Origin of the sequence: Lyngbya sp. CCY1209 (assembly GCF_035615495.1) — a bacterium.
In the GTDB taxonomy this organism is placed as follows: Bacteria; Cyanobacteriota; Cyanobacteriia; order Cyanobacteriales; family Microcoleaceae; genus Limnospira.
In genome coordinates this window covers 1-12,831 of record NZ_JAJENU010000599.1, presented here as the reverse complement: position 1 = coordinate 12,831, position 12,831 = coordinate 1, and the positions used below count along the sequence as shown (strand labels likewise).

The 12,831-nt window shown below is 53.9% G+C and carries 7 protein-coding genes; 1 reads left to right on the top strand and 6 read right to left on the bottom strand.

Annotation, left to right across the window (positions count from 1 at the left end; translation table 11 throughout):
* Positions 1 to 25: 25 nt before the first annotated feature.
* The 4 genes from LKE08_RS22195 to LKE08_RS22180 all read right to left on the bottom strand — a co-directional run bounded on the left by LKE08_RS22195 (position 26) and on the right by LKE08_RS22180 (position 8,231).
* Positions 26 to 3,025, bottom strand: a complete 3,000-nt coding sequence (locus tag LKE08_RS22195; protein ID WP_324706449.1) for a DUF1156 domain-containing protein — start codon at positions 3,023 to 3,025, stop codon at positions 26 to 28.
* Between the two features lie 7 nt (positions 3,026 to 3,032).
* Positions 3,033 to 4,535, bottom strand: coding sequence for an AAA family ATPase (locus tag LKE08_RS22190; protein WP_324706448.1), 1,503 nt, complete (start codon positions 4,533 to 4,535; stop codon positions 3,033 to 3,035).
* On the bottom strand, positions 4,532 to 7,948 hold the full coding sequence (locus LKE08_RS22185) for a helicase-related protein (protein WP_324706447.1): 3,417 nt from the start codon (positions 7,946 to 7,948) through the stop codon (positions 4,532 to 4,534). Before LKE08_RS22185 ends, LKE08_RS22190 begins: the two co-directional genes overlap by 4 nt.
* An 82-nt stretch (positions 7,949 to 8,030) precedes the next feature.
* Positions 8,031 to 8,231, bottom strand: a complete 201-nt coding sequence (locus tag LKE08_RS22180) for a hypothetical protein (protein WP_324706446.1) — start codon at positions 8,229 to 8,231, stop codon at positions 8,031 to 8,033.
* A gap of 257 nt (positions 8,232 to 8,488) precedes the next feature.
* Between LKE08_RS22180 and LKE08_RS22175 the strand changes: the two genes are divergently transcribed.
* Complete coding sequence (locus tag LKE08_RS22175; protein ID WP_324706445.1) at positions 8,489 to 8,650, top strand: hypothetical protein; 162 nt, start codon at positions 8,489 to 8,491, stop codon at positions 8,648 to 8,650.
* 1,088 nt (positions 8,651 to 9,738) lie between these two features.
* Here LKE08_RS22175 and LKE08_RS22170 read toward each other — a convergent pair.
* Entirely contained in the window at positions 9,739 to 10,893 is a 1,155-nt protein-coding gene (locus tag LKE08_RS22170) for a tyrosine-type recombinase/integrase (RefSeq protein ID WP_324706444.1), read from the bottom strand.
* Positions 10,894 to 10,923: 30 nt separating this feature from the next.
* Positions 10,924 to 12,579 (bottom strand): virulence-associated E family protein, encoded by a 1,656-nt coding sequence (locus LKE08_RS22165; protein WP_324706443.1) that lies wholly within the window; start codon positions 12,577 to 12,579, stop codon positions 10,924 to 10,926.
* Between the last annotated feature and the right edge of the window lie 252 nt (positions 12,580 to 12,831).

Below are 12,831 nucleotides of genomic sequence, written 5' to 3'. Positions count from 1 at the left end.
AAAGATATAACTTCCCCTCACGTCTCTAAAATCCCAAGGTTTTTTTCCGGGCCAGAACCCCGTCCACCCAGCGTTTTTCTTCGCTTCCGGGGGGGTAGAGGGCGGAGAGGGCTTGGGCGAGGGTCCAGAAACGCTTGTCGGCGCCGATGCCCTCCTCGACGAGGAAGCGTTTCAGGGCTTCGCTGCGTCCGGCGGCGAATAAAATCATGCTTTGGTGGATGCGGTCTAACACGGTTTTGCCAGGGGTTTCGATCGCGGTGTCGCCCCAGTCGGCATCCGCCTCCCCGGTTTCTGCGGTGGAGAAAAGGCTCAGTTGTTGGTCTTTTTTGGACGATCGCTTTTTGGCGGGCGCCTTCCCCCCGTCTTTGCCCAGCAGGTGGGCGGAACGTTCGGAGACGGGGAGGAGTCGGGCGGTTTTGCCTTTGATTTCGACCAGGTGGGCGAGGGTTTCCAGGTGGGCGCCGAGTCCCTGGGCGATTTTGCGGGCGGCGTCGAATTCGAGGCTGTAGCCGCCGCCGGATTTTGCGGTTTTTTTGGGGGCGTCGTCGTCGCCGTCGCCGTCATCCTCCGAGTCGGCGGTGTCGCCGTCGGGGGTTCCGGTGGAAAGAGTCCACAGCCACATGGCCGTCAGGCGGGCATCTTCCTCGAATCCGGTGGCGTCGGCATCGGCGAAAATCATGCCGAGGGCTTCTTTGGAGACGCTTTCCCAGACTTTTTCCAGGTATTCTCGCAGGGTGACGATTTCGCCGGAGGCTTTTTCGACGCTGGGGTAGCGGGAGTAAATTTCCAGGGCCGGACCGAGGCAGGCGAAGATGGCGTCGGCGCCGACGACTCCTTCGCTGGCGAGGCGGGGCATCCAGTCGTGGATGCGCCCGGGGAGTTCTTGTAAGATGTCGCGCCAGTCGCCGATTTCGTCTCCGTCGCGGGGGCGGCAGACGATGTGAACGGAGGAGGCGAGGGCGGCTGAGTTTTGAGCGCGGAGTCTCGTTCCCATTTCTGTATCAATTGGCCAGGAACCGGTCATCGTCCAACCCGCATCGACCATCGCCTGTAGTTGGGCTTCCCAGCCGGATGTGGATTTGTGGGCGAAGACGACGACACCGATACCATCGTCAGATAATATTCGGCATCCCTCCGCCATCGCTTTCGCCATTTGTGTTTCAAAGTATGTTTTATCTTTACCTTTGACCTCATCTACAATGCATTCGTCATCTTTGGGAGTGATTTCATCCTTAAAAGAAACACTAAGAGATGGGGGGAGCGTTCGCTTGAGCCAGACATAGAAGAAATCAGATAAGTCGGCGTAAGGTACGGCATCATAGTAAGGGGGGTCTGAAAAAAAACATTGGGAAAAATTATCGGGCAAGGGATGAGTTATGGCACTGACTCCTTGTATCTGAGCAGTAGTCACAATTTTTTGAGTTTTTTCTATTGCCAAGAGACTCCACTTGAACAAACCATTCCAATTTCCAGAGCCGGAGCCAAAAAAAACAGTTTCGACAAAATCTGATACAAAAGGAATTGTTTGTCTTGCAAATGTATGGGTTACTTTTTCCCTGTTTTGATGATGCCAAATGCAAATTGACGACAAGTAATCTGCTTGTTTGTCAATTGCCAGAGATAAAAAACTTTGAACAGCGATCGCCAATCCTTCATCTTCAGTATTGGCTAACTTTTTCCCTACTTCATTGACCAGCTTCACCAAAGTCGTCAACGCCAAAGCCTGACGAGAAGTAAATAAATCTTCAAATTTATCCATTCCATAGTTTCGTTGAGAAAATGCCCGACCTGCACCGCTTCCTCCTCCTTTCGGGGTCGGTTCATCTGGCACTAAGCTCAACTCCCCCTGATGTTCTCGCTTGCGCTTTTCCAACTCCTCCTTCGCCCGTCTCACCGCATCCCAATCTGTTTCTGTGGGCAACCGATAAAACCGCCCCTTCTCACTTTTCCGAGTCGTCACCACGCAAAACAACCGGGCATCGTCCGCCCCCCCGCGTCTCCCTTTCAACTGCTTCCGCACCGACGCCACCGGAGTCGTAAACCCGCAACAGGGACAGGTCGCCGACCCCCGTTTTACCGTCCCGTCGCCCACGTCCTTCGCCTTGACATTTTCGACGATCTCAAAATCCACCCGCTTTTCTTCCGGCCTCGGAATCAACTTCAACGCCACGGATTTATTCTTTTTCTTCGCCAACCACAAAGACCGCATCAACGGCACTTCCGCCCCGCATCCCGGCCCCTCGCAGACGACGGTTCGCGCCCAGAGATAGGCGATGGGCGTACTTCCATCCTCGTCCTCGGGATAAAATCCCCCCAACTCCTTCTCGGCTTCTTCCTTGACCCACTCCCCCCACTTCCTGACCTCATCGGCCAACTGCTGTCCGTACTTGGGGATATATTCCAAAACCACCTTGTTCAACAACACTGCCACGGGGTTCAAATCCGAGGCGAAGGCATCCGCCCCCACCCGCAACGCCTCCAGCGGTATCGCCCCGCCGCCCGCAAACGGGTCAACCACCAGGGGCCGACTCCCCGGAATTCCCCCCAAAGACTCGTGGGCGACCCGAGTTAAAGCCCGACTCGTTTCCAAATAGTCCGGTTGGGTGGAATTGTCCCAGTTGGCGAAATCGGCGATGAAGTCCAACAGCCGATGGCGGAGGATATTCAAATGTTCCGGTTTGCCGGGGTCCAACCGATTTTCCGGTTTCGCCAACACCTGCCAGCGGTTCCAGGTTTCCGTCTCGCAGGAGTCCGCCAATTTTTTATCGGCCGCGGCTTTCTTGGCAAACTCCACCATCAGCCTCGCCGCCTCCTCCCGAAACTGCCGGGGACAAAGTTCGTCCGCCGGGTCGGGCCACAGAGCCGCGCAGACCACCGCCCGACAAGCCGCCAGAGGCCGCCGCGCCCACCAAATATGCAGGGTGGAAATATGCCCGTGACGGATAGATTTTTCCCGTCTGGCGTGGGCGGAAATCCGCTTGATTGGCAGGTCAACTTCGATCAGGCGTTTGGGGTAGGATGTCATGGTTATCTTAGTTGTTTGAGGAATTTTTCTGAGCTGGCTTCGGAGGAGATGTAGCCTCTTTTAATTGTTGAACCAAACTAGATCGTTCATTTTCTGATAAAGTTTGAACGTAAACTTTTGAAAGTTCACTCACTAAAGCTATTTCTTTTATAGAAATTTTTTGAGCCAATTTTTCAAACCAGTAGTGATGATCGATTCCTTTAATAGCAGCAAGAAAATCATCGAGTTTTACTTCATAGTTCTTGTATACATATTCTACAACTTGTGGTGATTCGCAAAATATTTCTACTTCTGGAGCTTTTTTGTTGTGGCTAGGAAGGACAAAAATATTGTTATCTGGAGTCGGATTTTGATCGGCATCTAATACTGCTGCAAACTTATGATTAGTATCTTTTAAGGCTTCGATGGCAGTTTTTACAGTTTCACAAGACCCCACCGGAAAAATCCCAAGAAAACTTAAGAATTCCGGGTCAATAGTTCTAATAACTTCGGTCAATATGCACTGAGCTACAGATTGATCTTTTTTGTCTTCAACAAGAATTGTCAGAGCTTTTGAGTACCCTTCTGACATCAGACTATATGATTGTGATGCAGTTAATCCGGGGATTGTTTTTACGCCCTCATTCGTCTTCTTTAAACATATGATTGAATCCGACGAAAGTGACGACAATAATGATTCGCTGTGAGTCGTCAAAAAAATCTGATGACCTTTCCTTACACTAACATCAACAAGATAACATCCCAATTGATATTGAGCGCTGGGATGCAGGGATATCTCCGGTTCTTCGAGCAAGATTAAACTTTTTTCGGGCAATGCTTCAATATGTCTGACTAGATATTGACTGCGAGCTTCTCCATACCCCATATGTGGCTCCGAATATTCAATTGCTTCGTGTTTGACAGAGTTTATAATATCCCGTTTTCGTCTAAACTGAAATGTATGAGCCAAAATTTCATCATAATTTTTTCCTAAAATTTTACACGTCCACTTCTGCATTGCTTTATTGATCGGCTGGGATTCAATCAATTGAATTCCTTGGGGATAGCGGACGGTAAAATCTGACGTGTCAACTTTGGGCAAATAAGAACCGACACCTACATACAATACTTTTCGATAGGGTCTTCTGGCGTAATTGCTCCAACTTCCATTTCTTCGCCTTGAAATAGTTGTCTGTTGAGATTTATTGTCTGCCGAGCAATACTGATAGCTAACTTTCGCATCGTCTCGAAAAGGTTTGGGGTCAAACTTATGAATATTAATGAATTTGCTGATGTAATATGTATCTTGTGTGAGCTTCCCCTTGTAGGCAACAGCTATCAATTGAATTAAAGTTGATTTGCCGACCCCATTTAATCCACAAAAAGCAGTGATCGGATTTTTGATATCGATCACCGTGTTGGCATGACACCGAAATCCTTGAACGTGAATTTGAATCAAAACATTGCCGAAATTGTTGTAACGGTGAGATTCTTTAAATTTAGATTTAAGCACATTCCGTTGGTCATTCATTGCTCTAGCTCCAAAATTTGATTGGGGTCGATTTGATAATGTTCGATTTGGGTGACGGGGCGCCAACCCAGACGCGCCGGATCTCGGATGACGTGCAGCGTCGGGCGAGTCGCGCAGTCAAACACCACATACAGCCAGTAGTCCTCCCCGAGACGCTGGGCGGTCTTGTACTCGTTGGTGGTCAGGGCCACCTCCCCGATGCCGGCCCGCCCCTTGACCTCGATGAACCGGACGGCGATCGCGGTCTGGGAGTCTTCCGGGTGGGGGCGGCGGGAAATCAGGTCGAAGCCCCGGTTTTCCGATTCCACGCTCTTCACCGCCCGACCCTCTTTCTCCTCGAAGGCGATCGCGGTTTCCACGGCGACGCGCTCGATTTCCGCGTCCGCGACCATCCCCGCCATCTCCGGGGAGGCCCGGTCGGGGTGGGGCAGCACCCAGGCCCGCCCGTGGAGCCGGATGTCGGCGATCGTGAAACTGCGCTCCTGCTTCAACTCCTCCCGCCGCCGTTCCAACCGCCCGTTCAGGGTGAAAAGGCGGTCTTCCATCTGCTTGAGGCGCCCGTCGAGTCCCGCCTCCTTGGAACCCGATTCCTTCTGGGCCATCAATTCGGCGAACTGGCACTGGACGCGATCGATGATCGCCCGCAGGCTGATCTCCAGATGGCGGGACATGGTGTCGATTTCCGGTTCCCGGCGATCGAGAACCTCCTTCAAAAACGGTTCGAGGGCCTGTTCGACCAGGGCGCACTCGACGGCTTCCCGCCCCGGCAACTCCTCGCCCTCGGGCGGTCGAGTGCCTTCGGGCGCCGGGACGAAATCCAGGAAGAGGGTGGGCTGGCGCACGGCCAGGGTGCCCCCCACCTCCGCCTCGACGACGAACAGGCGCTCGTGCAGGGTCCGCCCGCGCCCGTCCTGGATGGCGGCGGAAAAGATGTCCAACCGGGCGGGTTCCCGGCGGTGCAGGTCGAAGAAGACCGCCCCCCGGCCCAGGTCGTCGAGAGCCGCGTCGAGGACGCTTTCGCGGACGCATTCAAACAGGGGATGTCCCGGCGTGACCCATTCCAGGGTCGGGTCGTCCCGCAGCAGGGCTTTGTCGAAGGCGACGTGCTTGTAGTCCCGCCCCAGCTTCCCGTAGCGGGATTCCAGGCGATCGCCCGTCGGCCACAGCGTCCGGGGGATTTTGCCGATTTTGTAAACCGGGCCGTCCTTGGCGGCGGGTTTGGGGCGGATGCCGACCACCGGCGCCGCCTGGAGGAAAAAGTCCGCGATCGCGCGGGGGTCGAGCCGCCGCTCTTTGACCTCGGCGGATTTGGCGACCGTCGCGGACAGGTTCAGTTCTTTTTTCGCCAAACCCTCCAGGGCGGAATTGGTGATCTCCCGGAACCGCTTCAGGTCCACCTGTTCGACGATCCGCTGCTTGATCGTGTCCTCGCTTTGGTTGCTGGCGTACATCTCCCGGATCATCCGCTCCAGTTGGTTGGCGGGAAAAATGTCCCCCAGGACGTTGAACACCTTGCCGGTATTTTCCGGGTCCAAATCCGCCTCGATCGCCCGGATGCGTTCAAACAGTTTCCCCAGCACCCGGCCCTCGCGGGTGTTGTTGGCGACGAAGTTGAAGATCAGGCAATCCTTTTCCTGCCCGTAGCGGTGAATCCGGCCCATGCGCTGTTCGAGCCGCACCGGATTCCAGGGGATGTCGTAGTTGATCATCAGCCAGCAAAATTGCAGGTTGATGCCCTCCCCGGCGGCTTCCGTCGCCACCAGAACCTGGGCCTCTTCCCGAAATTCCCGCTCGGCGTAAATGCGGGTGTTGGGGGTGTCGCGATCGCCGATCTTCATGCCGCCGTGAATTTGGGTGACGGAGAGTCCCCAGTCCCGCAGCTTTCCGACCAGGAAATCCAGGGTGTCTTTGTGTTCGGTGAAGATGAGCAGTTTCATCTTGCGATCGGAGAACAGGTTCTCCTGCCGGATCACTTCTTTCAATTTCACCAGCTTGGATTCGACTTCCCGCTTTTCCAAATAGTTGGCTTCTTTGATGAGCTTGTCGAGTCGAACAATTTCGTCGCGCAGGTCTTGGGGGTTGACGGAGGCGACGACGGATTCCAACTCGCCGACGATGCGGTTCTGCTCGGCCTCGGGGAGCTCCTCGAACCCCTCCGGCAACTTCTGATTGATCTTGTCCTGGCGATAGCTCGCCGGGTCGTCGAGGATCTTCTGCCGTTTGTCTCGCATCCGTTCCAGGCTGCGGCGCACGGCGTAGACGCTCGACGCGAAGCGCCGTTGCAGCATCGCCATCGTGAACCCCAACGCCCGCCCCCGGGCCGAATCGTCGGCGGCGGCGGCCAGGGATTGATCTTCGACGTAGCGGGTCAGGTTGTCGTAGAAATCTATTTCGTCGCTGTCGATCTCGAAGGCGATGGTCTCGACCCTGCGGTTGGTGAAGAGTTTTTTCGACCGGCCCGTTTTGGGGTCGGGAAAGGTGACGAGGGCTTCCTTGGTGCGGCGCAGGTAGAAGGGGGCGCTGTTGCGGCGCATGGCTTCTTCCAGGCTTTTGATGTCGCCGTAAATGTCGCGATCGAGGAGTTCGAGGAACAGCCGGAAGTTGTCGGGGTCGCCTTTGTGGGGGGTGGCGGTCATCAGCAGGTAGTGGTCGGTCATTTCCGACAGGTGTTCGCCCAGTTGATAGGCCAGGGTCTTTTTGTCGCTGCTGTAGGCGCTCATTTTGTGGGCTTCATCGACGATGACCAGATCCCATTCGGAGCGCAGCAGGCTGTCCTTGGCATCTTGGATGCGCGACACCCAGGCGACGGAGGTGACGACCTGATTTTTTTCCTGCCAGGGGTTGCTGCCGTAGTTGGCCCGCAGCGTGTCGCCCCGGACGACTTCAAAATCTTCCCGGAACTTTTCTTTGAGTTCCCGCTGCCACTGGAACGTCAGGTTGGCGGGGGCGACGATCAGCGTCCGGGCCACCAAGCCGCGAATTTTCAGTTCTTTGAGGAGCAAACCCGCCATGATGGTCTTGCCCGCCCCCGGGTCGTCGGCCAGCAGGAAGCGGATGCGGGCGAGTTTGAGGAAATAGTGGTAGACGGCTTCGAGTTGGTGGGGGAGGGGGTCCACCCTGGCGACCGCCAGGGAAAAGTAGGGGTCGTATTCGTGGGCGAGTCCCCAGCGCAGCGCTTCGACCCCCATCCGAAATCGGCGGGGGTCGCCGTCGAAGGGTTCGGTTTCCGGACTCGCGGACAGCGCGGCGATTTTGTCGGCGTCGAGGATGGGCTGGTAAAATTGGTTGCTGTGTACCCCCCTGCCCGTCAGCTTGAAGGAAGCCCCCAACTGTGAAATGGTGACGATCTGCACGGGTTCGGGAAACGAAGTTCCGGTGACGATGACATCCGGTTTGAGCTGGCTGATTTCCATGAGGGGCGAGGAGAAATGACGGCGGGGTTTTCGGTTTTTTCAAAGGCTTCGCGGTGCGGGGTTGAGGGCGATCGCGATCGCGCTACAGTTTCGACTCCAACCGCTGCACCCGCCTTTCCAATTGAGCCACCCGCGTCGAGAGCAATACCCGCTCGACCCCCAAATACTGGGAAAGAGCGGCGAGGACGACTTCGGTTTTGGTGATGTGGGCATCCCGGGCGTATCGGTGAAGGTGGCCGTAGAGGTCATCCGGCAGGCGGACGGTGACGGTATTTTGGGTCATGGGATTGGGGGTGAAGTAATACCTTGTTTTACAGCTTACCCCCAAATCGAACGACATTACCAGTTGTTTTACAAAACTTATTCAATTAAAGAATGCAACAGTGTATAACGAGTGTTTAAACGGCCCCCGAAACGGCGATTTCCAGGGGAGAAGGGGAGACGATCCGAGGGCGATCGTCCCTTCCGCACCGGGGATTTCGTTAGCTACGCCGTCCGGGGGACGGAAAGATCGCCCACGGGCTTGCAGGTTTCCCCGGTATGGGCGAAAGCGATTTGTCTTCCGTCTCCAACCGGCGCATGGCGTCAGCCACCACCAGTACCAATGGCGCGATCGGTACGTTTCGCAGATCAACGTCAGCCAATTTACGGTGGTGCGATCGTCAAGTTCGCTATCACCAATCAATCATCAACTATCAATGAGGTGCGATCGTGAACCATTAACCACCAATCAATCACCAGTGGTGCGATCGTGAAACTCCACGGCGTTAACTCCACAACAGAAATCTCGGGAAGTCAAAAGTATCCAAATCCCGCATTTGAGAGAAAGAGCAACGAAAACACTCAAACCCAGCATCCGAGAGAAATCAGGCAAAAATACTCAAATCCAGCTTTTGAGAAAATTTCAGTTTGGACAACTTCACAACTCTTATCAGTCACGGAAGAATGGGGGTTTCAGCCCCCGTGTTACACAATTGGAGTGCTACATTTGTATTACGGCTTCGGAAATGCCCATTTCTTCGTCCCACAACTCCCCCCACAATCCGCCACAATCTCTAGTATCAACAGTTAAAATCATCAATATGTAGCGCAAATATATACACCCCTACCTTCCTCTCCAGGGGGCTTTCAGTTCTTATTTTTTATCTGGTAAGATAGCAATTAGTGTGTGAAAAGTAGGACTTCGCACAGTAGCTTTTTTGTGTCTTGACACTGGGGCAGTTCTTGTCGGGAGCCACAGGTTACACCAACTGCTGTGAACTTCACCGCACCACTCACTGATTCGCGATCGGTCAGCCAGCCAGTGCCTTTGCTGCACTCAACAACTATAGACCCCCTAAAACCTATACGCCACAAGGGTTTCAGGAAATACTAGACAACTCTAGATCTAACTTTAGACACGCATGATTCCGCTGAAACCCAGTTACCGTAAAGATTTCAAGATATAAAAAATAAACTCTAGACAGAATAGACAACAAATGGAAGTGGGATGACAATGGCGTGGACGTAATGGGTTCGCTTTTGCGACTCGGCGATCGTGCGATCGGTCGGTCGGCCGTAAATCCCTGTAGGACGGCATTTCCAGCGTTTGAGGCGAATCGCCTCAAAATCGCCTCAAAAAATCGCCTCAAAAGTCGTGAAACACAAGCCGATGAGGGGATTTGAACCCCCGACCGCTCGATTACGAATCCGTAATCTGTCACCCGCCACACTTCCGACTGCGTAAATTCTCCCGGCTTTTTCCCAATACTCAAGGGGTAAATTTATCGTCAAATTATCGTCAAAACCCATCACAATTCGGGGACGGACAGGCCTCGTTGTCTCCCCGCATAGTGCCGGTAAATGATCTCTGGCGAGTTCCCGACCCAGGCCGCCAAGTCTTTGGGATTGACACCGGCTTCGAGGCAGAGAGTTATAAAGGTGTGCCTCATCTGGTAGGGTTTCCTGTACTCAATCCCCAATATTTCTAAAACCGCTTTCCACTGCCTCTTTCTGAAGTTGCTGGTGTTGATCGGCTTGCCCGTGACGCTGGGAAACACGATCTCTGAGTCCCACCGCGATCGCGCATCTGTGAGAATTTTTTGAACCTGTCCGTTGCAGGAGAACTCGCGGCGCGGCTGTGTCTTGAGTCCCTTGCAGCGCTTGCGCCCCCCCTGTGCGATCAAGATCGCACTGCTAAAAGTCAGTCGGGTCAGGTCGGGGTCAACGTCGGACCATCGGAGGGCGATCGCTTCTGAGGGACGGCAGCCGGTATAGAAACAGAAGCGGACGAACGGGGCATAGTGGCTGAATCGTGGCTCCGATTCAAACAACTGGATGATGCGATCGCGTTCATCTTTGCTGAATGGGTTGATGTCGTTGTCTTCGTTCAGCCTGTTCAGCTTTTTGGCTTTGGCACTCAACCCGGCGAACGGTGACGGCCCATCCACCAGCTTTTTGTCGATCGCCCATTTGAAGGCGGCGTTGAGTTGGGTCATCAGTCGGGCGGTGGTGTCGGGGGTTAAGTTCTGGATCGCCCAGTCGAAAACGTCCTGGCCGATGACGGTTGATATCTCTGCATGACAGAACGGCGATCGCTTGATATGACTCCACATCACCCGATAGCCGTTATTCCAAGTTCCGGGCCTGACGGTGTTTTTTCGGGCGTGGATGTAATCCTTAAACAGTTGTACCAGGGTCAGCCGTTTGACTTCCTTTGGAGGGGTCGGGGCCTGTTGTTTGTAAGTTTTCAGGGTGTAATCGAAGCGTTCATAAATAATGTCGCTTTCAATTCTCTGGGCTTTGGCTTGGGCGATCTTTCTGTTCTCCGGGGTGTCCTGTAATCCCAGGTAAAGGTACTTTTGTTTTCCGTCAAATAGAAACCGGGGAAGGGAGAGTCTGAGGCAACCGTTGGATAAGCTGACGCTCACCTTCCCCTTGTGGCGAGGGGGAGATGTTTTTGTCATGGCTATAATTGTTGGGGTTATGTATCGGGGTTAACTGCTGCGGGGTTTTAGGTCTTTAACCGGATATTGAAAAGACTGATGTTCTGCTGTCAGCCGGACAGTCCTCTCGTTGACGACTTCGGTAATTTCGCCGATTATACCTTTGAGTTTGTCACCGTCTTTGATGATGACAACTTCTTTGCCAACGGAGAACCAATCCCGTCGTTTTGTTGGTGGGACGGGGTAAATGTAGCCGTTGATTTCCTGCAATCGCCAGATGTCTATCAGTTCCTTTAGGACGGCTTCTGCGTCACCCGGTTTTTTGAATCTGAGCAGCAGTTGTTTTCGTCCGATTCGTTTTTTCCCTTGTCCCGCCAAGTCTTTAAAGATTTCCTGAAAAGCCTTCACATATTCGTCATGGGAGGTACGGGAAATCAGATGCGGGGTGTCACCGGCGCGATCGCCCCCAACAGTGGACGGATCGTCGGACCGCGATCGCGTCGGTTCACTCTGGGGGGTGTCGGTACGATCGGGGGTGTCGGCGCGATCGTTTTTTAAATTTACACTGTCTGCCGTTTTTGATGGATCTGATGGATCGTTGTCCTGAACCATCTGCCGCAAGGGAGTTTCAGGACGATCCATCGCCGATCCATTGATGGATCGTTGATGGATCGATGGATCGTTGGTGGAGATAAGTTGGGGGCATTTGTACCCGCGCACCCATTTCCCCCCCCGGTAGAACCTGTCTGGCTTCCACCCTGCCTTTTCCGCCGCCTTCCTGATGTAAGGCCCTGCCATTTTTGCAGTGTCCCCAAAGCTGACCGGGATTTCTTGTTCTTTCAGATAGCTTAGTATCTCGATCGTCGTCGCCTCTGTCTTGCCGTCCAAGTAATCGGCAACGTATTGCTCCAAGACCGAAAGCTCTGTGAACTGTTGGTTTGCCAGGTCGGATAGCTTTTGCTCCTCTGGGGTCAACCACCACCGCTCACCCTGCAAAAACAGTTCAACAGCCGCGCCAAAAATCCGATCGCGTTCTGACTCCAGTAGGGGGATAGGGATAGGTTTTAGCACGGGGACAACCCAGAATCGGCGGTTTCCCGTTGAGTCGGTCAAGAATTCAGACTCATTGGTTGAACCGGCGATCACCCCCCGAACCGAAAATTCGCTGGATCGTCGGGCGTAAGGGGGGCGAACTGAAAAGGTTTCGGTTGCCAAAAAAGCCTTTAACTGGCTGACCTGCTTTCGCCCGATCTGTGTCTCCAGTTCGGCCCACTCTGTCAGGACATGGGTTAAAAACTTGAGCAGTTCATCTTTGTTGGTGTAATCCCCCATGTCGTCGCAGAAGTTCGGATCGCCAACCAATTTTCTGAACCAAGTTGATTTTTTCCACCCCTGCGGCCCCTGGAGGATAAAAGCGGTGTCGTGCTTGCAACCGGGCCGCATCACCCTGGCGACGATCGCGATCAGAAAACGTTTCACATACTCCTGATGGATGGGGTCATTTGTCCCGAAATACCGTTCGGCGATCCCCTCTAAAATGCGGGTGTCTTTGTGCTTCTGATTGCATTCCAGTAAATATTTTTGGAACGGGTGATGACTGTTCTTTTTGGCGATCGCCAAGATGATCGCGTCCTTCTGTCGTTCCGTCCCCTTCATCTCAATATTGAACCGCTCGGCCAATTCCATCTCGGGACATTCCATGTCCATCGGTTCCCCGTCAATCTCCACTTTCAGGGTCATCTCGTTGAATCGGAGTCGGTTGCCGACGATCGCTTCTATCCGCATCCGTTCCCGTTTCAAGCGAGGAAGTTCGGGGCCGATATTGTTGACCCCCACCAGTCGGTTTGGTTGACCGTTCGCGTTGAGTGGCTGTCTCCGGTGGGCCTTGATACAGTTCTCTATCTTGTCATCACTCAGACACGGGGTCGGGTTGCGCCGTTGAGCCGATGTCCAGGTTGA